This is a genomic window from Candidatus Pelagibacter bacterium nBUS_28, from assembly GCF_051200915.1.
GTDB lineage: Bacteria > Pseudomonadota > Alphaproteobacteria > Pelagibacterales > Pelagibacteraceae > Pelagibacter.
This window is the reverse complement of record NZ_CP172844.1, coordinates 1,240,795-1,267,105: the sequence shown is the minus strand read 5'-3', so window position 1 is coordinate 1,267,105 and position 26,311 is coordinate 1,240,795. Positions and strand designations below refer to the sequence as shown.

Genomic DNA, 26,311 nt, shown 5'->3' with positions numbered 1-26,311 from the left:
TTGAACCTCTATTATAGGTTGTTGCCGTTTCCGCAAAAACATTAAATTTGCGGTGTCTTTGGAAACAAAGAGATCGACACTAGTCAGCGAGGCTTCGCCCACTAGTGCGATTACTGCTGTGCGTAATAATTATGTTTGAAAACTTAACAAATAAATTCGAAGAAATCTTTTCTTCTTTAAAAAAAGCTCCTTCACTTGATGAAGCTCAAGTAGATGAGGGTTTAAGAGGGATTAGACAGGCCTTATTAGAGGCTGATGTTACTCTTGAAGTTGCCAAAGAGTTTATTGAAAATGTTAAACCAAAAGTCCTAGGTCAAGAAATTATAAGATCAACCTCTCCTGGGGACATGGTTGTAAAAATTGTATATGATGAGTTAGTTAATCTATTAGGTGAGTCAAATACCGAGATAAATCTTAGTGCTGTTCCGCCTGTTCCTATGATGCTTGTGGGCCTTCAAGGTTCAGGAAAAACAACAACTACTGCAAAATTAGCTAAATATTTCGAAACTAACAAAAAGAAAAAAGTAATGATGGTTAGTCTCGATATTTATAGACCAGCTGCACAGGAGCAACTTAGATCACTCGGAGAACAAAATGATATTTTAACACTTCCTATAATTGAAGGTCAACAGCCAACAGATATTTGTCAAAGGGCAATTAGTGCGGCAAATCTAAATGGAGCTGAGATTATTTTATTTGATACTGCTGGTAGAACTCAAATTGATTTACAAATGATGAGTGAAATTAAGCAAATTGAAAGTGTAATAAATCCAACTGAAACATTCTTGGTCGCAGACTCATTAACAGGACAAGTAGCAGCATCTGTTGCAAAAGAATTTAAAAATACAGTAAATCTTTCTGGAATAATTTTAACAAGAGCAGATGGTGATGCAAGAGGTGGTGCAGCTGTTAGCATGAAATATGTTTCAGATGTTCCAATTAAATTTTTAGGTATAGGTGAAAAAATTGATAATCTTGAAGTATTTCATCCTGACAGAATAGCAAATAGAATTCTTGGAATGGGAGACATAGTATCTCTTGTAGAAAAAGCTGCACAGGATTTAGGTGAAGAAAATATTAAAAAAGCAGAAGAAAATTTAAAAAAAGGTCAATTTTCTATGCAAGATTATTTAACTCAGTTGAGACAAATGAAAAAAATGGGTGGTATCGAAGGAATAATGTCTTTCATGCCAGGAGTTTCAAAAATGAAATCTCAAATGGACTCAGCTGGAATTGATGAAAGTATTATTACCAAAAATGAAGCTATTATTTTGTCGATGACTAAAAGAGAAAGAGAGAACCCAAAACTTATTGATGGTTCTAGAAAAAAAAGAATTGCTAATGGCTCTGGCACAGATCCAGCCACTATCAATAAATTGCTTAAGCAATTTAAAATGATGTCTGAAATGATGAAGAAGATGTCAAAAGGAAATCTGAAAGGTATGTCTGATAAAGGAATACCGCCAGAGCTATTTAATCAGTTAAAATAATAAAAAGGAGAACAAATGTTAAAACTAAGATTATCAAGAGGTGGAACAAAGAAACGACCTGTTTACAAAGTTGTTGTAGCAGATAGTCGTTTTGCAAGAGATGGAAGATTTATTGAGAAAGTGGGATTTTTCAACCCTCTTTTACCTAAAGAGAAAAAGGAGAGAGTTGGTCTTGAAGCTGAAAGAATTAAGTACTGGTTGGGTCAAGGTGCACAACCAACAACTAGAGTTGCAAGAATTTTAGGTGAAAATGAATTAATGCCAATGCCTGCAAATGGTAATAACCCGAAAAAGGCAGTTCCAAAAAAAGAAAGAAACAAAGAAGGTGAAGCAGCACCAGCAGCTGCACCGAAGACAGAAGCACCAGTAGCAGAGGCTCCTAAAGAAGAAGCTCCAGCAGCAGAAGCGGTACCAGCAGCAGAGGCTCCTAAAGAAGAAGCTCCAGCAGCAGAAGCGGCACCAGCAGCAGAGGCTCCTAAAGAAGAAGCTCCAGCAGCAGAAGCGGCACCAGCAGCAGAGGCTCCTAAAGAAGAAGCTCCAGCAGCAGAAGCGGCACCAGCAGCAGAGGCTCCTAAAGAAGAAGCTCCAGCAGCAGAAGCGGCACCAGCAGCAGAGGCTCCTAAAGAAGAACAAAAATAATTTAAAAGATTATTTATGTGGCAAGCTCAAGTGTTTACACTTTATCCAGAATTTTTTCCTGGGCCTTTATCAAAAGGCCTATACGAAAAAGCTTTATCTAAAAAGTTATGGAATTTAAATATTGTAAACATTAGAGATGCAGCTGAAGATAAGCATAAAACAGTTGATGACACTCCGTATGGTGGAGGTTCTGGAATGCTTTTAAAAGCAGATATTTTAGCAAAATCTTTAGATCAAAATAAAATTGAAGGTGGAAGAATAATTTATTTATCACCTAAAGGTAAAAAATTTGATCAAAATTATGCTCAAGAATTATCAAATGAGAAATCAACATCATTCATTTGTGGGCATTTTGAAGGAGTTGATGAAAGAGTGTTATCTACAAGAAATATAGAGGAAATAAGTATTGGAGATTATATTTTATCAGGAGGCGAAACAGCAGCATTTGTTGTCATTGATAGTATATTAAGACTTTTGCCTGGTGTTTTAGGTAATGAAAACTCTAAAACAGATGAAAGTTTTGAAAATGGGTTATTAGAGTATCCACAGTACACAAAACCTCAAATTTGGGAGGAAAAAGCTGTTCCTGAGGTCTTATTATCTGGTGATCACAGTAAAATTAAAGACTGGCGTTTATCTCAATCTGAGGCTATAACACGCGACCGAAGACCAGATTTATGGCAAAAATATAAGAAGAATTAACTTGATAAATATTGATATGAAAACAATTGAAGAAATAAACCAACATAACGTTAAAAAAATACTATCAGAGAAAAAAATTCCAGATTTTTATCCAGGAGACGTTGTAAAAGTTGGTGTTAGAATTACAGAAGGTAAGAAAGAGAGAATTCAATATTTTGAAGGTGTTTGTATTGCTAAAAAAAGTAGAGACTTAAATTCATCTTTTACAGTTAGAAAAATTTCATTTGGAGAAGGTGTTGAAAGAACATTCCCATTATATGGGACACTAATAGATTCAATAAAAGTAATAAGATCAGGAAAAGTAAGAAGAGCTAAATTATATTATTTAAGAGACAGAACAGGTAAATCAGCAAGGATTGCAGAAAAGATAAGAAAAAAAATTGGAATTGATGTTGAGGTAAAACCAGAAACTGTAACTGAAGAAAATTTAGCGCCTGTAGCAGAGGCTCCTAAAGAAGTGGCTCCAGCAGCAGAGCCTACTAAAGAAGAAGCTCCAGCGACTGAAGTTGCTAAAGAAGAACAAAAATCAGAAAGCCCTTCAGAAAAAAAATAATTTTTTTTTCAATGTCCACTACTCTTTACGATAAAATTTGGAACGATCACTTAGTTGATCAACAAGAGGATGGTACTGCATTACTTTTTGTTGATAGACATTTAGTTCATGAAGTTACTAGCCCACAAGCATTTGAAGGTTTAAGAAATTCAAATAGAAAAGTTAGACATCCTAATTTGACATTAGCTGTAGCTGATCACAATGTGCCTACAACAGATAGAACAAAAGGGATAGCTGACGCAGAATCTAAAATACAAGTAGACACTCTAGAAGCTAATTGCAAAGAATTTGGAGTTCAACTTTTTGGGATGGCTGATAAGCGTCAAGGGATAGTTCATATAATTGGACCTGAACAAGGTTTTACTCAGCCTGGAACAGTGATAGTTTGTGGTGATAGTCACACCGCAACACATGGTGCCTTTGGCTCTTTAGCATTTGGGATTGGGACATCTGAAGTTGAACATGTTTTGGCAACACAAACATTAGTTCAAAAAAAAGCAAAAAATTTTAGAATAAATGTTAATGGTCAATTACCTCTAGGCGTAACCTCAAAAGATGTAATACTTCAAATTATCGGAAAGATTGGAACAGCTGGTGGTACAGGTTCTGTTATAGAGTATGCTGGTGATTTAATTAGATCTTTAAGCGTTGAGCAAAGAATGACTATTTGTAATATGACAATAGAAGGTGGAGCAAGAGCAGGCTTAATAGCACCAGATGAAAAAATATTTAATTACTTAAAAGGAAAACCTATGTCTCCAAAAGGAGATAATTGGGAAAAAGCTTTAAACCATTGGAGCACTCTTCAAACTGATGCAGATGCAATTTTTGATCAAGAGCTGAATTTAAATGCAGGTGAAATTTTACCGATGATTACTTGGGGGACTTCTCCTCAAGATGTAATTACTATTGATGGTAAAGTTCCTAACCCTCAAAGAGAAAGTGATGAGGATAAAAAGAACTCTGTTGAAAGAGCTTTGAAATATATGGGTTTAAAACCAGATATGGCTGCTAAAGACATTAAAATAGATAAGGTATTTATTGGAAGCTGTACAAATGGCAGGATAGAAGACTTAAGAGAAGCTGCTAAAATTTTAAAAGATAAAAAAATATCATCACATGTAAATGCAATGGTTGTGCCGGGCTCTGGTTTAGTAAAAGAGCAAGCAGAACAAGAAGGTTTAGATAAAATATTTGTAAACTCTGGTTTTGAATGGAGAGAGCCAGGTTGTTCAATGTGTTTAGCAATGAATGCTGATAAATTAAAACCCGAAGAAAGATGTGCCTCTACTTCAAACAGAAATTTTGAAGGACGACAAGGAAGAGGTGGCAGAACTCATTTAGTTAGTCCTGGTATGGCAGCAGCGGCAGCAATATCTGGAAGTCTAGATGATGTAAGGAAGTATCAAAACTAATGCAAAAATTTAATACATTAAAAAGTGTGCCTGCATATTTACCAATAGTAAATATTGATACAGACATGATTATTCCAAAACAGTTTTTAAAGACAATTAAAAGAACTGGACTTGGAAAAAATTTATTCTTTGAAATGAGATATGATGATCAAGGTAAAGAAATTAGTGACTTTGTTTTAAATAAATATCCCTTTAATGATTCAAAAATTTTAATTGCAGGTAAAAATTTTGGCTGTGGTTCTTCTAGAGAGCATGCACCTTGGGCACTATTAGATTTTGGGATAACTTGTGTAATTAGTTCTAGTTACGCAGATATATTTTATAGCAATTGTTTTAAAAATGGAATTTTACCCATAATTCTAGAGGAAGAAAAAATTAAGGAATTATCAGAATATGCAAACAGAAAAGAAGAAATTTCAGTTGATTTAAATGACGAAAAAATAGTTTATGGAAATAACGAAATTAAGTTTGATGTAGACCCATTTAAGAAAAAGTGTTTGCTTGAAGGATTAGACGATATTGCACTTTCTTTAAAAAAGTCAGATAAAATTGGAAATTTTGAAAAAGATTTAAAAAACAAAAAACCATGGATTTTTAATGATTAAAGTAAAAAAAAGAAAAATACTTTTATTATCAGGTGATGGTATTGGACCTGAAGTTATTGGTGAAGTAAAAAAAATTATTAATTGGTTTAATGATAACAAATCTTTAGATTTTGAAATAGACGAAGATCTTGCCGGAGGTTGTTCTTATGATAAGCATGGGACACCTATAACTGATGAAGTATTTTACAAAGCTTTAGAAAGTGAAGTTGTTATGCTTGGGGCTGTTGGAGGTCCTAAATGGGATAATTTAGAATTTTCAAAAAAACCTGAAAGAGCATTATTAAAACTTAGAAAAGAGTTAAGATTATTTGCAAATTTAAGACCTGCTATTTGTTTTGAACAATTAGTTGATGCATCAACACTAAAGCCAGAAATTGTATCAGGATTAGACATAATGATAGTAAGAGAATTAACAGGTGGAATATATTTTGGTGAACCAAGAGGAATTAAACCGATTGAAAATGGTGAAAGAAAAGGAATAAACACTCACACTTATACAACTAGTGAAATTACTAGAGTAGCAAGAATTGCTTTTGATTTAGCTAAAAAAAGATCTAACAAAGTTACTTCGTGTGAAAAATCAAATGTAATGGAAGCAGGTCAGCTTTGGAAAGAAGAAGTTCAAGAGCTTCACGATAAGGAATATAAAGATATAGAGTTAACCCATATGCTTGCTGATAATTGTGCAATGCAGCTTTTAAGAAACCCAAAACAATTTGACGTAATAGTGACTGATAATTTATTTGGTGATATGCTTTCAGATCAAGCTTCAATGCTTACAGGGTCTTTAGGACTTCTGCCATCTGCATCATTAGGGGCAAAAAATAAAGATGGCGAAATGAGAGCTATGTATGAACCTATTCATGGATCTGCGCCAGATATTGCAGGTAAAGGAATAGCAAATCCGATTGCATCAATATTAAGTTTTGCAATGGCTCTTAGATATTCATTAGATCTTGACAATGAAGCAGATGCTTTAGAAAAAGCAGTACAAGACGTACTAAATGACGGTCTTAGAACAAAAGATATTCTATCTGAAGGTATGAAAGAGACGTCAACTTCTGAAATGGGTGATGCGATAATTTCAAAATTGCAATAATCTTAGAATTATTCTAAACTTTAAATATGCCAAGTTACACCGCTCCAATAGAGGATATGCTATTTCTTTTTGAGAAGTTGAGAGATAATAAAAATTATAATGAATTAAAAAAATACGATGAGGTGACTACAGATTTAGTTAAAGATATCTTAGATGAAGCGGCAAAAATAAACCAAAATTTAATTTTACCTCTTGCAAAGGCAGGAGATGAAAATCCTGCTGTTTTAGAAAATGGAGTAGTTAGAACACCTCCAGGTTACAAAGAAGCTTACCAAAAGTACATTGAAGATGGTTGGACATCATTATCTTGTGATCCAAAATTTGGTGGTCAGGGTATGCCAAAAACAGTTAGTGCGTTCTTTGATGAAATGCTTTCTTCAGCAAGCTTATCTTTTAAATTATATAGTGAATTAAGTATTGGTGCTTATAATTGTATTAATCATCATGCCCCTGAGGAGATTAAAGAAAAATATTTACCAAAAATAGTTGAGGGAAAATGGAGCGGCACTATGTGTTTAACGGAGCCAGTTTGTGGAACTGATTTAGGTCTGCTAAAAACAAAAGCCGCACAACAAAGTGATGGTACTTACAAAATTAGTGGTCAAAAAATATTTATTACATCAGGAGATCATGATTTAACTGAAAATATTATTCATTTAGTTTTAGCAAGATCAACAGACTCTCCAGCAGGGACTAAAGGTATAAGTTTATTTTTAGTTCCAAAATTTATTGTTAATGATGATGGAACAGTAGGACAAAGAAATGGAATATCGACAGGATCAATTGAAAGTAAAATGGGCATTAAAGGATCGGCCACATGTGTTTTAAATTTTGATGAGGCAACAGGTTATATGATTGGATCAAAGGACAAAGGTTTAAATGCAATGTTTACTATGATGAATTTGGAAAGAATTGTTGTTGGCATTCAAGGTTTGGGTATTTCAGAAATTGCTTATCAAAACTCATTGGCTTACGCTAAAGAGAGAAAACAAGGTAAAACTAACAATACAAAATCTACAAATGGTGCAGATTTTATAATTGAGCACGCGGATATCAGAAAGTCTTTATTAAATATGAAGTCTATAATTGAAGGAGAAAGAGCTCTATGTTTTTGGCTTTCTCAACAAACAGAAGTTAGTCTTTATCATCCAGATGATAAAATTAAACAGGAAGCTTCTGATTATGTTTCGCTAATGACCCCTGTTGTAAAATCATTATTCACTGATTTAGCAATGGAAATAACCAATGATGCCATGCAAATTCATGGGGGATATGGATACACAAAAGACCAAGGAATTGAGCAATTATACAGAGATAACCGAATTACCCCAATTTATGAAGGTACAAATTCAGTTCAAGCAGCTGATTTAGTTTTCAGAAAACTTTCAAACAAAAATGGAAATATCATTCAAAAATTTTTAGACATGGTTAAAGTTGAGACCGATAGTAAGAATGAAAAAGTTAAGTCATATTCTAAAGAATTAAGTTATTACTTAGATATTTTGTACAAATTTACTGGTTGGATAGAGGACAAAACCAAAATTGAAAAAGATGATGTTAGTGCAGCTGCAAACGATTATTTAAAAACACTTGGTTATGTATCAATAGCATATTCATGGATTAAAGTTTTAGAAGTAAGTTTTAATGACTATGAGTCTAATAAAGAGTTTTATGAAGATAAAATAAATACTGCAAAATTTTATTTTGATAAGGTCTTACCTCGAGCAGAGTTTCACTACAAATCTGCAATATCAGGAAGTTCAAATATAATGAATTTTAAATTTAATTAATCATGAGTAGTTACGATACAAATTTAGATAAAAATAAAGCTAATCATATCCCTCTTACTCCATTATCATTTTTACAAAGAGCAAAAGATGTTTACCCTAATTATGAAGCAATAGTTTATGAAGATAGAAAATACACATGGACAGAAGTTTATAAAAGAGCTGTAAAATTTGCGAGCGCTTTATCAAAAATTGGAATTGGTAAAGGAGATACAGTTTCATTTTTAGCATTTAACACTCCTGAAATTTTTGAGGCACATTATTCAGTTCCAATGACGGGTGGAGTATTAAACACTATCAATATTAGGTTAGATGCAAATACTATTGCTTATATTTTAGATCATAGCGAAGCTAAAGTATTAGTCGTTGATAGACAACTGCATGTCGAGGTCAAAAAAGCTTTAGATAAGATAAGTAAAAAAATTACTATTATTGATATAAACGATAAACATGCAGACCAATCAAAGTTAGAAAAAATTGGCGATCTAGAGTACGAGGGTTTTTTAAATACTGGTGATGAAAATTATGACTGGAAAATGCCAGAGGATGAGTGGCAAGCTATATCTTTAAGCTATACTTCAGGAACAACAGGCAATCCTAAGGGAGTTGTTTACCATCATAGAGGTGCGTACTTGATGTCTACCGGAAGTACAGTTGCCTGGAATATGCCAAATAGGTTGAATTTTTTAACAATTGTTCCAATGTTTCATTGTAATGGTTGGTGTTATCCTTGGACTGTCCCAATGTTAAATGGAAGAACTATTTGCCTAAGGAATATAGATGTTAAAAAGATATTTGAACTAATAGATAAATATAATGTGACTCATTTTGGTGGTGCACCAATCATATTAAATATGATTACAGGAGCGCCAGAAGCTGATCAAAAAAAACTCAAAAACAAAGTTTATGTATTAACAGCAGGTGCCCCTCCACCTAGTATCATTTTTAAGAAGATGAAAGAACTCGGTTTTGAGGTGATGCATGTTTATGGACTAACAGAAACTTATGGTCATGTTACCCAGTGTGCTTGGAACGATGAATGGAATGATTTTGATGAAGATAAACAGAATGAAATTAAAGCTCGACAAGGTGTTAGGTATCCAAATACCGAAGGGGTTACAGTAATGGATCCAGAAACAATGAAACAAGTCCCTTATGATGGAAAAACTATTGGTGAAATTATGATTAGAGGAAATGTAGTAATGAAAGGATATTTTAAAGATAAAGCCGCAACAGATAAAGCAATGTCTGGTGGATGGTTTCATACTGGTGATTTAGCAGTTATGCACTCAGATGGTTATGTTAAGATACAGGATAGATCTAAAGATATTATTATTTCTGGAGGTGAAAATATTTCATCTATTGAAATTGAAAATACACTTGCAAAACACCCTTCAGTATCCATTTCTGCAGTAGTTGCAAAACCTGATGAAAAATGGGGTGAAGTTCCTTGTGCATTTATAGAAATGGTTCAAGATAAACCAGTTACAGAAAAAGAATTAATAGACTTTTGCAAGGAAACTCTAGCAGGTTTTAAAGTACCTAAAAAAGTTATTTTCTGTGAGTTGCCAAAAACATCAACAGGAAAAATTCAGAAATTTGAATTAAGAAAACAGTTTTAGGAAAATATTTGATATTCGAGCTAGAAAATAAAAGTGTTCACGCATCAGACGCTGGAAAAGAATTAGATCATAAAAAAGAAACTATTATTTTTCTTCATGGCAGTGGTCTTTCACATATAGTTTGGTCTTTAGTTGAACAATTTTTTTCAAACAAAAACTTTAATGTATTATCAATTGATCTACCTGGACACGGCAATTCAGAAGGCCCTTGTCTTAAAACAATTGAAGAGATTGCTGAATGGTTAGAAAAAGTATTTATTAAGTTAAAATTTGAGAAAATTATTTTAGTTGGTCATTCTCAAGGATGTTTAGAAATGCTTGAGTACTCAAATAAATACAAGAATAGGCTAAAAAAGTTAGTTTTTATAGGTGGATCTTATAAAATGCCTGTAAATCAAGACTTAATAGATTTAGCAGAAAGTGGAGATACAGATGCTGTTAAACTAATGATGAAGTGGGGTTATGAAGGGTCAAAAAAATTCATAGGTGGAAATCCTATAAAAAGAATAATCCAATCCCCAAGAGATATTAGTCAGATATTAGGAGTAGATCTTGTCGCTTGTAATAATTATGTAAATGGTTCTAATGCTGTAAAAACAATTGATTGTCCAACAATGTTTGTGTTTGGTGCTCTAGACAAAATGGTTAACATTGAGGTTGGAAAAAAATTTGCAAACATGGTTGATAATTCAACTACCCATATAATTGATGGGTGTGGCCACATGATTATGATTGAAAAAGCCTTTGAAATGAGAGAGAAAGTCTTGGAATTTTTACAAAAATGAAAAATTTTTCAATAGCAAAATCTAGAAGACTTAGAAGCACACCTTACACTTCCAGAATAGAAACACAGGGTGTAACGGCTTACACAGTTTATAATCACATGCTTCTACCAGCTGCGTTTGGATCTATCGAGGAATCTTATGAACATCTAAAAAAAGATGTTCAAGTTTGGGATGTTGCAGCCGAACGACAAGTTGAAATTCAAGGAAAAGATTCTGCAAAACTTGTTCAATTAATGACTTGTAGAGATTTATCAAAATCAAAAATTGGTAGATGTTATTATTGCCCAATTATTGATGATGAGGGAAATTTGGTAAATGACCCCGTAGTTTTAAAGTTAGCAGAGGATAAATGGTGGATATCGATTGCTGACTCAGATGTGATCTTTTTTGCAAAAGGTTTAGCTTCTGGATACAACTTTGATGTCAAAATTGTTGAACCAATTGTTGATATTATTGCAGTTCAAGGTCCTAAATCTTTTGATCTAATGGAAAAAGTATTTGGAAAAATAATTAAAGAATTAAAATTTTTTGGCTTTAGTTATTTTGACTTTGAAGGATCACAACATTTAATTGCAAGATCAGGTTGGTCTAAACAAGGAGGATACGAGGTATATGTTCAAGACACTCAATCAGGGCAAAAATTGTACGACTACTTGTTTGAAGTAGGAAAAGAATTTAATGTAAAACCAGGTTGTCCAAATTTAATTGAAAGAATTGAAAGTGGGTTGCTTTCGTATGGAAATGATTTTGATAATAATGATAATCCTCTAGAGTGTGGTTTTGATCAATATGTTTCATTAGATAGTGAAATTAATTTCCTAGGAAAAGAAAAACTTAAAAAAATTAAATTAGATGGAATTAAAAAAAAATTAATAGGTGTTAAATTAGATGCTAAAGAAATTAGTATGTCAGGATCGTTAGATCTGAAAGATGATAATGGTAAAATTATTGGAGAATTGAGATCAGCGTGTTATTCCCCACATTTTGGAAAAGTTATAGGAATAGCCATGATGAAAAAACCTCATTGGAAAGTATCTCAAAGCTTAAAAGCTGAGATAAACGGTAATATCTTTACTGGAAACGTTTGCGATTTGCCTTTCATTTAGTATAAACTTTAACAAAATCATGAATATAGCTATCGTTGGAGCCACTGGTAATGTTGGTAGAAAAATATTGGAAGTTCTGGAAAAGAAAGAGCTAGCTATAGATAATTTATATTTACTAGCCTCATCTAGAAGTGCTGGATCTAAAATTAATTTTAACGGAAAAGAACACAAGGTAATTGATCTTGAAACTTTTGATTTTTCGAAAGTAAAAATAACCTTTTTTGCAGCTGGAGGAAAAATTTCAGAAAATTTTGCTGAAATTGCAGCTAAGTATTCTTTAGTAATTGATAACTCAAGTTTTTATAGAATGGATCCTGATGTTCCTTTAATAGTGCCTCAAGTAAATTCAGATCATCTAAATAACATAAAAAAAAATATTATCGCAAATCCAAACTGCTCAACTGCTCAACTTGTTATAGCTTTAAAACCTTTGCATGATTTATTTAAAATTAAAAGAATAGTTGTTTCAACATACCAATCAGTTTCAGGAGGAGGAAAAGCTCCTATGGATGAATTGATAGAACAAACAAAACAAGTTTTACAAAATGATAAGGTTGAGTCTAAAAACTTTACAAAACAAATTGCATTTAATGTAATTCCCCACATAGATGTATTTGCAGATGACGGTTATACGAAAGAAGAACTTAAAATGACAAATGAAACCAAAAAGATTTTAGGTAATGATATAGATCTAACAGCTACATGTGTAAGATTACCTGTATTAGTTTCACACTCAGAGTCAGCTAACATAGAATTTGAAAAACCATTTACATTAGAAAAAGTTAGAGAAGCTTTAGATAATTTTGAAGGTTGCAAAGTAATTGATGAACGAGCTGATGGAGGTTACTCAACACCCTTAGAGGCTGAGGGAAAAGATGAAACTTTTATTTCAAGAATAAGAGAAGATAAAACTGTGACTAATGGTTTAAATATATGGATTGTATCAGATAATCTTTTAAGAGGAGCGGCCTTAAATGCAGTAGAAATTGCAGAAACATTAATTAAAAATAATTTTTATGGAAAATAAAAATCCATTATCTCCACATATACAGATTTATAGATGGCACATCTCATCTCTAGTATCTATTTCACACCGAATAACAGGAATTATTAATATCGTTGCGATAACGCTAATTTGTATTTGGGTTTCTTTATTAATTTTAGGAGATGCAAACTACAATTTTATAAATCAATTTCTAAATTCTATTTTTGGTAAATTTATTGTACTGGGATTAGTTTGGTCATTTAGTTTTCAAATGCTAAGTGAGATCAGACATTTATTAATGGATATGGGCTATGGTTTTGAATTACAAACAACTCGTATATCTGGTCTCATGGTTATTTTTGGATCATTTTTACTAACTATTTTGATTTATTTAATAGGTAAAAATTTTATTTAATATGAATTTAGCAACAAAAAAATGGGTTTTTCTTAAGATATCATCGGTAATTTTATTACCTTTAATGTTTTGGTTTATTATTAATTTTGTAAATGTTTATGACAATGACTATCTAGAGATTGTAAAATTTTTTACTACCCCAGTTTCTAAGTTTTTATTTAGTTTATTTATTATTTTTGCTTATTTTTTTTCTTCACTAACCATAAGCGAGGTTTTTGAAGACTATATAGCCGATGATAAAATCAAATATGTCGCAAACAGACTATTATTTATTTCTGCTATAATTATACCATTATTAACAATTATTTTTTTATTTAATCTTAGCTAATGAGTTTTTACAAAATTATTGATCATGAATATGATGTTGTTGTTCTTGGAGCAGGTGGATCTGGTTTAAGAGCTGCTGTCGGTTTAAGTGAGGCTGGATTAAAAACAGCATGTATTTCAAAAGTTTTCCCAACAAGAAGTCACACTTCTGCTGCTCAAGGTGGTATTTCAGCAGCTTTAGGAAATATGGGTGAAGATGATTGGAGATGGCACATGTATGATACTGTTAAGGGTGCTGATTGGTTGGGTGATCAAGATAGTATTGAGTACTTATGTAAAGAAGCTCCAAAAGCAGTAATAGAATTAGAAAAATATGGCGTTCCGTTTAGCAGAACTGAAGAAGGTAAAATTTATCAAAGACCTTTTGGTGGGATGACTAAAAATTATGGTAATGGCATTGTTCAAAGAACTTGTGCTGCAGCTGATAGAACAGGTCATGCAATATTGCATACTCTGTATGGACAGGCCTTAAAACATAACACTGAATTTTTTATAGAATATTTTGCTTTAGATTTATTGATGAAAGATGGAGAGTGCAAAGGATTAATAGCATGGAATTTAAATGATGGAACAATTCATAGATTTAGAGCACATACGGTAATTATTGCAACAGGGGGTTATGGAAAAGTTTACTATTCAGCAACATCAGCACATACATGTACAGGTGATGGAAATGCAATGGTGTTAAGAGCTGGATTACCTTTGCAAGATATGGAATTTGTACAATTTCATCCAACAGGAATATATGGTCATGGTACTCTAATAACAGAAGGAGCCAGAGGAGAAGGGGGTTATCTTACAAATTCAAAAGGTGAGAGATTTATGGAAAGATATGCTCCTAATGCAAAAGATCTAGCATCAAGAGACGTAGTAAGTAGATCAATGTCTGTAGAAATTAACGAGGGAAGAGGAGTTGGAAAAGACCAAGATCATGTTCATTTAAATCTAAGCCATTTAGATAAAGAAATCATTGAAAGTAGATTGCCAGGAATTACTGATGCTGCAAGATTGTTTGCAAATGTCGATGTTACTAAGGAACCAATTCCAGTTGTTCCAACCGTTCATTATAATATGGGTGGTATTCCAACAAATTATAAAGGAGAAGTATTGACAGTAAATGGTTCTGAAAAAACAGTACCAGGGCTAATGGCAATTGGTGAGGCGGCTTGTGTTTCGGTTCATGGAGCTAATAGATTAGGTTCAAATTCTCTTATTGATTTAGTGGTGTTTGGTAGAGCAGCAGCAAAGAGAGCTTCTGAGTTAGTTAAACCTGGAACACCTCATGAGGAAATTAGTGAAAATGAAACACAAAAATGTATTGATAGATTTGATAAAATTAGAAATGCTGATGGAGATACAGGTACAGCTGATTTAAGACTTGAGATGCAAAAAACAATGCAATCTAAATGTGCAGTTTTTAGAACAGAAAAAACTCTAAAAGAAGGAGTTGAAGAAATAAGAAAAACTTATGATGGACTAGACTCTATATCGGTAAAAGATAAATCATTAGTTTTTAATACTGATTTAGTTGAAACTTTAGAGTTCGATAATTTGATTAGACAAGCTGTAGTGACAGTAGACTCTGCGTATAATAGAAAAGAAAGTAGAGGAGCACATGCTCGAGAAGATTATCCTAAAAGAGATGATGAAAAATTTATGCAACATACACTCGCTTGGTGCGATGGCAAAAATACAAAAATTAGTTATAGAGAGGTACATAAGTCAACTTTAACAAATGAAGTGCAATATTTCCCACCACAAGAAAGAGTTTATTAATGGTTCAAATAAATTTACCTAAAAATTCTGAAGTAACTAAAGGTAAATATTATCAAAATAAAACTAGTTCAAAAAATATAAGAAAAGTTAATGTCTATAGATGGGACCCTTCTACAGGAGAAAACCCTAGAATAGATACCTATGAAGTGGATATGGATAATTGTCCATCAAAAGTTTTAGATATTCTTAATAAAATTAAAAATGAAATTGATCCAACATTAGCTTATCGTAGATCTTGTGCTCATGGAGTTTGTGGATCTTGTGCTATGAACATGGGAGGAAAAAATGGTCTTGCATGTACTACGCCACACTCAGAAATTGATGGAGACATAGATATTTATCCTTTACCACACTTAAAAATAAAAAAAGATTTGATTGGCGACTTAGATGGCCTTTACAAACAATATCAATCAATTGAACCTTGGTTAAAAAATAATTCAACAAAAGAAACAGCTGAAATAGCTCAGTCAAAAGAAGAAAGAGCTAAACTTGATGGAGCATATGAATGTATTATGTGTGCATGTTGTTCAACATCTTGCCCGAGTTACTGGTGGAATGGTGATAAATATTTAGGTCCTGCAGTTCTTCTTCAAGCTTATAGATGGATAGTTGATAGTAGAGATGAAGAAAGAAAGGCAAGATTAAAAAAAGTTGCTGATGAATTAAAACTTTATAGATGTCACACTATTCTAAATTGTACTAGTGCATGTCCAAAGGGCTTAAATCCTGCAAAAGCAATAGCTGAATTAAAAAAAATGATAGCTACAGCCAATGTTTAAATAGACTAATAAGTATTTTTGATCTAAAACACCGTATTCATGAAGTTAATCGAACACTATGTAGGTGGAAAAATTATCCCAGGTAATTCTGATAGAAAAGCAAAAGTTTCTAATCCTGCAACTGGAGAGCAAGAGTCTGAAGTAAGACTTGCTTCAAAATCAGATTTAGATTTAGCAGTCGAAGTTGCAAAAAAAGCATTTGAAACTTGGTCTTTAAAACCTGCTCTTCAAAGAGCGAGGGTAATGTTTAAATTTAAAGAGTTGATAGAAAAAAATTCTGATGAACTTACAAAACTAATAGTTTCTGAACATGGAAAAGTTTATGAAGATGCAAGGGGCTCATTGACTAGAGGATTAGAAGTTGTTGAGTTTGCATGTGGAATTCCGAACTTATTAAAAGGTGAATTTTCTGAAAATGTAGGAACAAATGTAGATAGTTGGTCTATGAGACAATCATTAGGAGTTGTTGCAGGAATTACACCATTCAATTTCCCAGCAATGGTTCCAATGTGGATGTTCCCAATAGCTATTGCATGTGGAAACACATTTATACTTAAGCCATCAGAAAAAGATCCCTCATGTCCAATGAGATTAGCAGAACTACTTACAGAGGCTGGACTTCCAGATGGTGTATTCAATGTAGTTAATGGTGATAAAGAGTCTGTAGATGCAATTTTAGAAAATAAAGACATAAAAGCAGTTAGCTTTGTAGGCTCAACACCTATAGCAAAATATATTTATGAAAATTCAGCCAAAAATGAAAAAAGAGTTCAAGCATTAGGGGGAGCTAAAAATCATTTAGTCGTTATGCCTGATTGTGATTTAGATGGAGCTGTAAATGGATTGATGGGTGCAGCGTATGGTTCTGCTGGAGAAAGATGTATGGCCCAATCAGTCGCGTTAGCTGTTGGAGATATTGGTGATGAATTAGTTTCAAGACTATCAAAAAAAGCGGAGGCTTTAAAAGTTGGTCCAGGAATGGATAAAACATCTGAAATGGGACCTTTAGTTACTAAAGAGCATTTAGAAAAAGTTAAAAGCTATGTAGACCTTGGTGTTGAAGAGGGAGCAAAACTAATTGTAGATGGAAGAAACTTAAAACTTCAAGGTTATGAAAATGGTTTTTATATAGGTGGTTGTTTGTTTGACCATGTTAATAAAGACATGAGAATTTATAAAGAAGAGATATTTGGTCCAGTGTTGTCAGTAGTTAGAGTAAAAACTTTTGAAGATGCAGTTAAGCTAATTAACGATCATGAATATGGAAATGGAGTTAGCATTTACACAAGAGATGGAGATGCAGGAAGAACTTTTGCAAATAAAATTCAAGTAGGCATGGTTGGTATTAATGTTCCAATTCCAGTTCCAATGGCGTTTCATAGTTTTGGTGGGTGGAAAAGATCTTTATTTGGAGATAGTGGAATGCACGGAATGGAAGGAATAAAATTTTATACAAAATTAAAAACAGTAACATCAAGGTGGCCATCTGGTGTCCGTTCAAATGCGGAATTTGTGATGCCAACAATGAAATAAGGAAAAAAAATGAGTAAAATATCTTTAATTGGTGCAGGTCAAATAGGTGGGACTTTAGCACACTTAATTGGAACAAAAGAATTAGTAGATGAAGTAGTTTTGTTTGATGTTGCAAGTGGAATAGCAAAAGGAAAAGCGCTTGATATAGCACAATCTTCATCAGTAGATGGTTTTAATGTAAAATTTTCAGGCACAGATGACTATAAAGATATTAAAGACTCAGATGTAATCATCATTACTGCTGGAGTGCCAAGAAAACCAGGCATGAGCAGAGATGATTTGTTAGGGATTAATTTAAAAATTATTAAACAAGTAGCAGAAGGTATTAAACAAAATGCTCCTAACGCTTTTGTTATATGTATTACTAATCCTTTGGATGTCATGGTTATGGCATTTCAAAAATTTTCTAGTTTACAGGCTAACAAGGTTGTTGGGATGGCTGGAATTTTAGATAGTTCAAGATTTAAATTATTTTTATCTTTAGAATTAAATGTTCCAGTAAAAGAAATAGATGCAATGGTAATGGGAGGACATGGAGATACTATGGTGCCAATGCCTAGGTTTACAAAAGTTTCAGGAAAACCTTTACTTGATCTAGTAAAAGAGGGAAAAATTGCTCAAGAAAGATTAGAGGAAATAAATCAAAGAACTAGAGATGGTGGAGCTGAAATAGTTAAATATCTTGAAAAAGGATCTGCATTTTATGCTCCTGCAGCATCAGGAGTTCAGATGGCAGAGGCATACTTAAAAGATGAAAAAAAATTACTACCATGCGCAATTCAATTAAATGGAGAGTATGGAGTAAGTGATGTCTACGCGGGTGTTCCAGTGATTATTGGAAAAGATGGAGTGGAAAAAATCGAGCAAATTGATTTAGATGATAAAGAAAAAAAAGAATTTATGCATTCTATCGATGCAGTCAAAGCTCTTTGGGAAGCAGCATCTAAAATAGATCCTGATCTTTCTAAGTAATAATGAACATTCACGAACATCAAGCTAAACAAATTTTAAAGAAATATGGTGCAACTGTTCCTGAGGGTGTGTTTGCACTTTCTGTTAATGAATTAGTAGAAAAAGCAAAATCATTAAATACAAAAAAATATGTTTTAAAAGCTCAAATCCACGCTGGAGGAAGAGGTAAAGCAGGAGGTGTAAAAATTTTAGATACTATTGAAGAATTAAGTGAGGCAGCAAAAGAGCTGATGGGAAAAACTTTGGTAACTCACCAAACAGGTCCTGAGGGAAGAGAAGTTAAAAGATTATATGTAGAAGAGTCTTCAAATATAGACAAAGAGTTTTATTTATCTTGTTTAGTTGATAGAGCGAGTTCAAAAATAGCCTTTATATCTAGTGATCAAGGTGGAATGGATATCGAAGAAGTAGCAAGTAGTACTCCTGAAAAAATTATAACAACTAAAGTCGATATAAATAATGAAATTTCAGATAAAGATTGTGAAGAGATAATTAAAATTTTTAACTTAAGTAATAGTGCAAAAACACAAGCAATTTCACTAATAAAATCAATATATCAAATGTTTATAAGTACGGATGCAAACATGGTTGAAGTTAATCCACTAATTTTAACTAAAGAAGAAAAAATAATTTGTTTGGATGCTAAAGTAAATTTTGATTCTAATGCTTTATTTAGGCACCCAGAAATTGTTGAACTAAGAGATTTAAATGAAGAAGATCCAACAGAGATAGAAGCAAGCAAACATGATCTAGCTTACATTAAGTTGGATGGAAGCATTGGTTGTATGGTTAATGGCGCAGGTTTAGCTATGGCAACCATGGATATAATTAAATTATATGGAAAAGAGCCAGCTAATTTTTTAGATGTTGGTGGTGGTGCTTCAAAAGAAAAAGTTTCAGCAGCCTTAAAAATAATTCTATCAGACAAAAATGTTAAAGGAATTTTAGTTAATATTTTTGGAGGCATAATGAGATGTGATGTTCTTGCTCAGGGCGTTGTTGATGCAGCAAAAGAAATAAATATTAGTGTTCCATTAGTTGTTAGACTTGCTGGGACAAATTTTAAAGAAGGAAAAGAAATATTGGATAACTCAGGTTTAAAATTAATATCAGCTGATAATTTAGATGATGCAGCAAAAAAAATTGTTGAGGCAATAAAATAAAATGTCTGTTTTAGTAAATAAAAATACAAAAGTAATTTGCCAAGGCTTCACAGGTGCTCATGGTACTTTTCATTCTGAACAAGCAATTAAATATGGAACTAATTTAGTTGGTGGAGTAACTCCTAAAAAAGGTGGTCAAAAACATTTAGATCGACCTGTTTTTAATAGTGTTGTTGAGGCAAAAAATAGTGTTGGTGCAGATGCAACAATGATTTATGTGCCTGCTAAATTTGCTGCTGCTGCAATTATAGAAGCGATAGATGCATCTGTAGAATTAATAGTTTGTATTACTGAAGGTATTCCAGTTCAGGATATGCTTAAAGTAAGACAAAAATTAATTGGCTCAAAGAGCAGATTGATTGGACCAAATTGCCCAGGAATAATTACACCAGATGAGTGCAAAATTGGAATTATGCCAGGAAATATTCACAAAAGAGGATCGGTTGGAATTGTATCAAGATCTGGAACACTTACCTACGAGGCGGTTGCGCAAACAACTGAAAATGGTTTGGGTCAATCAACTTGTATTGGTATTGGAGGTGATCCGATTAATGGAACAAACTTTATTGATTGCCTAGATTTATTTTTAAATGATGAAGAAACAGAATCTATTTTAATGATAGGAGAAATTGGGGGTACAGCAGAAGAAGAAGCTGCAGAATTCGTTAAAAATCATAAAATCAAAAAACCAATTGTTGGTTTTATTGCAGGAATTACAGCCCCTCCAGGACGGAGAATGGGTCATGCAGGAGCTATTATCTCGGGAGGAAAAGGTGGTGCTGAAGATAAGATTGAGAAAATGGAAGAATCTGGGATTACTGTCGCTAAATCGCCATCAATAATTGGAAAAACTTTATTTAATAAATTGTCAAATTGAAAAATAATATTAGAGGATTATATTAAATAAATAGATGTCAGCATCAAAAAATCTCGAATACGAAAAAACTTCATTTTTAAACAAATCTAATAGTGCTTTTATTGAGCGAATGTACCTTAAGTTTGTTAATAAAGATGCAGATTTACCAGATAGTTGGAAAGATTATTTTGAAGGTATTGGAGAAGAATTAAATATTATTGCAAAAGAAATTAATGGCCCTTCTTGGGGGCCAAAAAAAAATACAATAGATATTGATGAGTTACAGAAAAAAATTGATCAAGAGGATCAAAATTCAAATGATGCTGTTGTCAATTTTAAAGGCGAAAATGTAATCTCTTCTAGATCAAATGAAGACTCTATTAAAGCTGTCTCAATGATTAGATCATACAGACAACGAGGACATCTTATAGCCAAGCTTGATCCACTTGAACTGATTAAATCAGATTATTTAGATGAGCTTCACCCAGAATCTTTTGGTTTTAAAAAAAATGATTATCAAAAAAATATTTATCTTGGTGGTGTGATCAACAAACAGAATTCAAATATTAAGGATATACTGGATTTTTTAAAAAAAACTTATTGTGGATCAGTTGGTTATGAATACATGCACATATCAAATCCTACAGAGAGAAAATGGTTTAGAGATAGAATTGAAAAATCAGAAGATAATTTAAATTTTACTAAAAATGGTAAGGAAGCAATTTTAAACAAACTAATTCAAGCTGAAGGTTTTGAAAAATTTCTTCATACAAAATATGTTGGAACTAAAAGATTTGGATTAGATGGAGGTGAAAGTTTAATTCCTGCTTTAGAACAAATAATCAAAATTAGTGGCCAGTCTCAAGTAAAAGAAGTTAAGATTGGCATGTCTCATAGAGGAAGATTAAATGTTTTAGCCAATGTGTTACAAAAGTCATACAAAAGAATATTTAATGAGTTTGCTGGAGAGTTTGCGGTATCATCAGATGAAGGTGCGGGAGATGTAAAATATCATTTAGGTGCTTCATCTAATAGAGAGTTTGATGGAAATTCAGTCCATGTAAGTTTAACTGATAATCCATCACATCTAGAAGCTGTTAACCCAGTTGTGCTTGGTCAGACTAGAGCAAAACAATATTTTCACAAAGATAAACAAAGAAATAAAGTAATACCAATCTTAATTCATGGTGATGCAGCATTTGCTGGCCAAGGTGTTGTGGCTGAATGTTTTGCAATGTCAGGACTGCCTGGACATAATACTGGCGGTACAATTCATATAATAGTTAATAATCAAATAGGATTTACCACTAGCCCAAGGTTTGCTAGATCCTCTCCATATCCTTCTGACATAGCAAAAATGGTTGATGCTCCAATAATACATGCAAATGGAGATGATCCAGAAGCAGTTGTTTATGCGGCTAGAATAGCGACTGAGTTTAGATTAAAGTTTAATAGAGATGTAGTTATAGATCTAATTTGTTATAGAAGGTTTGGTCATAACGAAGGAGACGAGCCATCTTTTACTCAACCTTTGATGTATGAGAAAATTAGATCGCATCCTTCAACAACAAAAGTTTATGGAAAAAAACTTATAGAAGAAAATGTTATATCAAGTGAAATTTTAGATAATTCTATAAAGACTTTTAAAAACTTACTTGATGATCAGTTTAAAAATGCAAAAGATTACAAACCAAAAATTGCTTGGTTTGAAGGAACATGGTCAGCTTATAAACCAGAAAAAGGAAAAGATAAAAGAGGTGTAACAGGCGCAGATACTAAAAAACTGTTAGAGATTTCAGAAAAAATAAATTCATCTTCTGATGAGTTAAATTTACACAAAACTATAGTTAAAATATTAAATAATAGAAAAGAAGCTGTTGAGAGAGGATCCAATATTGATTGGTCAACAGCAGAATCTTTAGCATTTGGATCTCTATTAGAAGAAGGTTATCCAGTAAGATTAGTTGGTCAAGACTCTGGAAGAGGAACTTTTAGTCAAAGACATTCTGTTTTAAGAAATCAAAAAGATAATAGTCGATATGTTCCTTTGAATAATATTTCAAACACTCAAAAACAATTTGAAATTGTTGATAGTTTTTTATCTGAATTGGCAGTTCTAGGATTTGAGTATGGTTATAGTTTAGTTGAGCCCAATACTCTTACCTTATGGGAGGCACAGTTTGGAGATTTTGCAAATGGTGCTCAGGTTGTAATTGATCAATTTATTGCTTCTGGAGAAAGAAAGTGGAGAAGAGCTTCTGGATTGGTAATGTTATTACCTCACGGATATGAAGGTCAAGGACCAGAACATTCATCGGCTAGATTAGAAAGGTTTTTACAGTTGTGTTCGAATGATAACATGCAAGTTATGAATTGCACAACTCCTGCAAATTATTTTCACGCACTAAGAAGACAAATGCATAGAGACTTCAGAAAGCCCCTAATCATGATGACTCCAAAATCTTTACTTAGAAATAAATATTGTGTTTCAAATTTAGAAGATTTTAGTAAATCGAATTCTTTTCATAGAATACTTTGGGATCATGCAATAGATCCGCAGTCTAAAGGTTTTATAAAATTAAAAGAAAGTTCCAAAATTAAAAAAGTAATTATGTGTTCAGGAAAAGTTTATTTTGATTTATTAGAAGCTAGAGAAAAATTAAAAAAAGATGATGTGATTTTGTTTAGAATAGAACAACTTTATCCATTTCCAGCAAAAACTCTTGTTAAGGAGCTTAAACCATATGCTGAAAGTGCTAAATTTTTTTGGTGCCAGGAAGAGCCTAAAAATATGGGTGCTTGGTTCTCAGCAAGAGATTATATCCAATGGACATTAGATACTATTAAGGCTAATAATAACGAAATTTCTTATATAGGAAGAAGCCCTGATGCATCTCCAGCGACTGGATATGCGAAGAGGCACATTTCTCAACAACAAGAAATAATAAATAAGGTTTTTGAGTAATTAGAAATGAGTGAAAAAATTGTAGTTCCTGTTCTTGGTGAAAGTATTACTGAGGCAACAGTGGCAAAATGGTTAAAAAATACTGGTGATGCAGTTGAAGCAGATGAGCCAATTGTAGAGTTAGAAACAGATAAAGTTAATCTTGAAGTGCCATCACCTGTAAAAGGTATTTTAACTGAAATAAATTCAAAAGATGGCTCAGTGGTAGAAGTAGGGGCTCTCCTAGGTTCGGTATCAGAGAGTCAATCTGAAGGTTCGATTAAAAAAGAAGAAATTAAAAAAGTAGAACCAGCTAAAAATGAAGACAATGTGATCAAATTAGATCCATCTAAAAAAGAACCAAGAATTTTTGAGGAAAAAACTGAAAAAAATTATCAGGAAGAACCATTAGTTTTAACTGATGAGGTTATAGTGGAAGAGGCACCAAAAGCCAAAATAGAAAAAACAGAACCTAAAACTAATACAGAAAATCAAACACTTTCACCAGCAGTTAGAAAAATTGTTGTAGAAAATAAAATAGATATTAATTCAGTTCAAGGCTCAGGAAAAGGTGGAAGAGTTTTAAAGGGTGATCTCATAAGTTTAATGGGAGCAAATCCACAGCCTTCAGAGAGAAAAGTTAAGTATGGTCAAGAAGAAAGAATTAAAATGACCAGACTAAGACAGACGATAGCTAAGAGATTAAAACAAGCACAAGAAAATGCAGCTTTGTTAACTACTTTTAATGAAGTTGATATGACTAATATTATGGAAATGAGAAAAGAAAATCAGCAAGATTTTCAAAGTCGTTATGGAGTAAAACTAGGTTTTATGTCTTTTTTTGTTAAAGCGTGTGTTGTTGCATTAAAAAATTTCCCAGCAGTTAATGCTGAAATTGATGGCGATGAAATAATTTATAAAAATTATTATAATCTTAGTTTTGCTGTAGGAACTGAGAAAGGTTTAGTTGTACCTGTATTAAGAAATGCTGATGAATTATCATTTGCTGATATTGAAAAAAATATTAAAGAAATTTCAGAAAAAGCAAGAGATGGAAAATTAACTATTGAAGATCTTCAAGGTGGAACATTTACAATTAGTAATGGTGGTGTATATGGATCAATGTTATCAACACCAATATTAAACCTCCCTCAATCAGGGGTACTTGGAATGCATAATATTGTTGAAAGACCTGTTGTGGTTGATGGAGAAATAAAAATTAGACCTATTATGTATTTAGCTTTGTCATATGATCATAGAATAATTGACGGAAAAGAGTCAGTTTCATTTTTAAAAATGGTTAAAGAAAATTTAGAAGACCCTAGACGGTTGTTTTTGGATATTTAAATGTCAGAAAAATTTCAAGCAGTAGTAATTGGAGGGGGTCCTGGCGGATATGTTTGTGCTATTAGACTTGCTCAGCTTGGATTAAAAACAGCATGTATTGAATCGAGAGGATCTCTTGGAGGAACGTGTTTAAATGTTGGGTGTATACCTTCAAAAAGCTTGTTAAATCTGTCTGAAGAGTTTCATAAAGTTCAAAACTTAACCAGTAAAGGGATTGAAGTTGGTGAAGTTAAGCTAAATCTTGAAAAAATGATGAAAAGTAAAGATAAAGCAGTGACTATTCTTACTAAGGGGGTCGAGTTTTTACTGAAAAAAAATAAAGTGACCTATTACAAAGGAACTGGAAGCTTCAAATCTCAAAGTGAAATTATAATTAGAGATGATCAAAACAAAGAGACAATTATAGAGGCTGAAAAAACAGTGATAGCAACTGGTTCTGTACCAGTGTCTTTACCTGGAATAGAAATTGATGAGAAGGTAATTGTTTCTTCAACTGGAGCATTAAAATTAGATAAAGTTCCAAATAAAATGGTTGTAGTGGGAGGTGGCTATATTGGATTAGAGATGGGATCAGTTTGGTCAAGATTAGGAGCTGAAGTACAAGTAGTAGAATTTTTAGATCACATTACTCCTGGAATGGATAAGGAAATTTCTTCAGAATTTATGAAGATATTAAAAAAACAAGGTATCAAATTTAACATGCAAAATAAAGTTGAAGCTATTCAAAATAATAATACAGGAGCGGTAGTTTCAACAGTTGATAAAGATGGAAATAAAAATAAATTTGAATGTGATGTCGTACTTATTTCGGTTGGACGAAAAGCAAATACGAATGGCTTAAATTTAGAATTTGTTGGAGTTGAACTGGATGAAAGAAAAAGAGTTAAAACAGACAATACATTTAAAACTAATGTTGATAATATTTATGCGATAGGTGATGTTATAAGTGGACCAATGCTTGCACATAAAGCTGAAGATGAAGGAATTGCAGTTGCAGAAAATATCGTTGGTCAATCAGGCCACGTTAATTATGATACAATTCCTGGAGTTGTTTATACAACACCTGAAGTTGCATCTATTGGTAAGACTGAAGAACAATTAAAAGAATTAAATACAAAATATAAAATTGGTAAGTTTTCATTTATGGCAAACTCTAGAGCAAAAGCCATAGATGATGCAGAAGGGTTTGTTAAAATTTTAGCAGACGAAACTACAGATAAAGTTTTAGGCGCGCATATAATAGGCCCTCACGCAGGAGAGCTTATTGCTGAAATAGGTGTTGCAATGGAATTTGGTGCAAGCTCTGAGGATATTGCAAGAACTTGCCATGCCCATCCAACATTTTCAGAAGCTGTTAAAGAAGCAGCATTATCAGTAGATAAAAGAGCAATACACTCTTAATTTTTTTTCA

The 26,311-nt window shown here is 32.7% G+C and carries 23 protein-coding genes; all 23 read left to right on the top strand.

Annotated elements, in window-relative coordinates; translation table 11 throughout:
* Window positions 1–131 precede the first annotated feature (131 nt).
* From ffh to lpdA, 23 genes are read left to right on the top strand one after another with little or no spacing between them, the layout of a single operon-like run.
* Window positions 132–1,490 carry a signal recognition particle protein gene (gene ffh, locus ACIJYC_RS06710; RefSeq protein WP_435165930.1) on the top strand — a complete coding sequence of 453 codons (1,359 nt, stop codon included), beginning with the start codon at window positions 132–134 and terminating at the stop codon, window positions 1,488–1,490.
* A gap of 15 nt (window positions 1,491–1,505) precedes the next feature.
* A complete protein-coding gene (gene rpsP, locus ACIJYC_RS06705; protein WP_435165928.1) occupies window positions 1,506–2,129 on the top strand; it encodes a 30S ribosomal protein S16 in 624 nt (207 codons plus the stop codon).
* A 15-nt stretch (window positions 2,130–2,144) separates the two neighbouring features.
* Entirely contained in the window at window positions 2,145–2,831 is a 687-nt protein-coding gene (gene trmD, locus ACIJYC_RS06700; protein WP_435165926.1) for a tRNA (guanosine(37)-N1)-methyltransferase TrmD, read from the top strand.
* Between the two features lie 16 nt (window positions 2,832–2,847).
* The gene (gene rplS / locus ACIJYC_RS06695) at window positions 2,848–3,384 is read left to right on the top strand and encodes a 50S ribosomal protein L19 (protein ID WP_435165923.1); all 537 of its coding nucleotides are present in this window, start codon (window positions 2,848–2,850) and stop codon (window positions 3,382–3,384) included.
* Window positions 3,385–3,395: 11 nt separating this feature from the next.
* Window positions 3,396–4,799: a 3-isopropylmalate dehydratase large subunit gene (leuC, locus tag ACIJYC_RS06690; RefSeq protein ID WP_435165920.1), complete on the top strand. Its 1,404-nt coding sequence runs from the start codon at window positions 3,396–3,398 to the stop codon at window positions 4,797–4,799.
* Window positions 4,799–5,404, top strand: coding sequence for a 3-isopropylmalate dehydratase small subunit (gene leuD, locus ACIJYC_RS06685; RefSeq protein ID WP_435165917.1), 606 nt, complete (start codon window positions 4,799–4,801; stop codon window positions 5,402–5,404). Before leuC ends, leuD begins: the two co-directional genes overlap by 1 nt.
* The gene (gene leuB / locus ACIJYC_RS06680; RefSeq protein ID WP_435165914.1) at window positions 5,397–6,503 is read left to right on the top strand and encodes a 3-isopropylmalate dehydrogenase; all 1,107 of its coding nucleotides are present in this window, start codon (window positions 5,397–5,399) and stop codon (window positions 6,501–6,503) included. Before leuD ends, leuB begins: the two co-directional genes overlap by 8 nt.
* 26 nt (window positions 6,504–6,529) lie before the next feature.
* Window positions 6,530–8,293, top strand: a complete 1,764-nt coding sequence (locus ACIJYC_RS06675; RefSeq protein WP_435165911.1) for an acyl-CoA dehydrogenase family protein — start codon at window positions 6,530–6,532, stop codon at window positions 8,291–8,293.
* 2 nt (window positions 8,294–8,295) lie between these two features.
* Entirely contained in the window at window positions 8,296–9,912 is a 1,617-nt protein-coding gene (locus tag ACIJYC_RS06670; RefSeq protein ID WP_435165908.1) for an acyl-CoA synthetase, read from the top strand.
* A gap of 8 nt (window positions 9,913–9,920) precedes the next feature.
* A complete protein-coding gene (locus ACIJYC_RS06665; protein WP_435165906.1) occupies window positions 9,921–10,697 on the top strand; it encodes an alpha/beta fold hydrolase in 777 nt (258 codons plus the stop codon).
* Window positions 10,694–11,803: a dimethylsulfoniopropionate demethylase gene (locus tag ACIJYC_RS06660; RefSeq protein ID WP_435165904.1), complete on the top strand. Its 1,110-nt coding sequence runs from the start codon at window positions 10,694–10,696 to the stop codon at window positions 11,801–11,803. The genes ACIJYC_RS06665 and ACIJYC_RS06660 overlap by 4 nt, the downstream gene beginning before the upstream one ends.
* 19 nt (window positions 11,804–11,822) lie before the next feature.
* The gene (locus ACIJYC_RS06655; RefSeq protein WP_435165902.1) at window positions 11,823–12,830 is read left to right on the top strand and encodes an aspartate-semialdehyde dehydrogenase; all 1,008 of its coding nucleotides are present in this window, start codon (window positions 11,823–11,825) and stop codon (window positions 12,828–12,830) included.
* Window positions 12,820–13,203: a succinate dehydrogenase, cytochrome b556 subunit gene (sdhC, locus tag ACIJYC_RS06650; protein ID WP_435165899.1), complete on the top strand. Its 384-nt coding sequence runs from the start codon at window positions 12,820–12,822 to the stop codon at window positions 13,201–13,203. Before ACIJYC_RS06655 ends, sdhC begins: the two co-directional genes overlap by 11 nt.
* A 1-nt stretch (window position 13,204) precedes the next feature.
* A complete protein-coding gene (sdhD, locus tag ACIJYC_RS06645; RefSeq protein ID WP_271487893.1) occupies window positions 13,205–13,531 on the top strand; it encodes a succinate dehydrogenase, hydrophobic membrane anchor protein in 327 nt (108 codons plus the stop codon).
* Window positions 13,531–15,306 (top strand): succinate dehydrogenase flavoprotein subunit, encoded by a 1,776-nt coding sequence (gene sdhA, locus ACIJYC_RS06640; protein WP_435165896.1) that lies wholly within the window; start codon window positions 13,531–13,533, stop codon window positions 15,304–15,306. Before sdhD ends, sdhA begins: the two co-directional genes overlap by 1 nt.
* Window positions 15,306–16,085, top strand: coding sequence for a succinate dehydrogenase iron-sulfur subunit (locus ACIJYC_RS06635; RefSeq protein WP_435116305.1), 780 nt, complete (start codon window positions 15,306–15,308; stop codon window positions 16,083–16,085). Before sdhA ends, ACIJYC_RS06635 begins: the two co-directional genes overlap by 1 nt.
* A 39-nt stretch (window positions 16,086–16,124) precedes the next feature.
* Entirely contained in the window at window positions 16,125–17,618 is a 1,494-nt protein-coding gene (locus ACIJYC_RS06630; RefSeq protein ID WP_435165893.1) for a CoA-acylating methylmalonate-semialdehyde dehydrogenase, read from the top strand.
* 9 nt (window positions 17,619–17,627) lie between these two features.
* Window positions 17,628–18,590, top strand: coding sequence for a malate dehydrogenase (mdh, locus tag ACIJYC_RS06625; RefSeq protein ID WP_435165890.1), 963 nt, complete (start codon window positions 17,628–17,630; stop codon window positions 18,588–18,590).
* Between the two features lie 2 nt (window positions 18,591–18,592).
* The gene (gene sucC / locus ACIJYC_RS06620; RefSeq protein WP_435165886.1) at window positions 18,593–19,753 is read left to right on the top strand and encodes an ADP-forming succinate--CoA ligase subunit beta; all 1,161 of its coding nucleotides are present in this window, start codon (window positions 18,593–18,595) and stop codon (window positions 19,751–19,753) included.
* Between the two features lies 1 nt (window position 19,754).
* Complete coding sequence (gene sucD, locus ACIJYC_RS06615) at window positions 19,755–20,630, top strand: succinate--CoA ligase subunit alpha (protein WP_435165884.1); 876 nt, start codon at window positions 19,755–19,757, stop codon at window positions 20,628–20,630.
* Between the two features lie 34 nt (window positions 20,631–20,664).
* Window positions 20,665–23,574: a 2-oxoglutarate dehydrogenase E1 component gene (locus ACIJYC_RS06610; RefSeq protein ID WP_435165881.1), complete on the top strand. Its 2,910-nt coding sequence runs from the start codon at window positions 20,665–20,667 to the stop codon at window positions 23,572–23,574.
* A 6-nt stretch (window positions 23,575–23,580) separates the two neighbouring features.
* Entirely contained in the window at window positions 23,581–24,900 is a 1,320-nt protein-coding gene (gene odhB / locus ACIJYC_RS06605; RefSeq protein WP_435165878.1) for a 2-oxoglutarate dehydrogenase complex dihydrolipoyllysine-residue succinyltransferase, read from the top strand.
* Window positions 24,901–26,301: a dihydrolipoyl dehydrogenase gene (gene lpdA, locus ACIJYC_RS06600; protein ID WP_435165875.1), complete on the top strand. Its 1,401-nt coding sequence runs from the start codon at window positions 24,901–24,903 to the stop codon at window positions 26,299–26,301.
* Window positions 26,302–26,311: the final 10 nt, after the last annotated feature.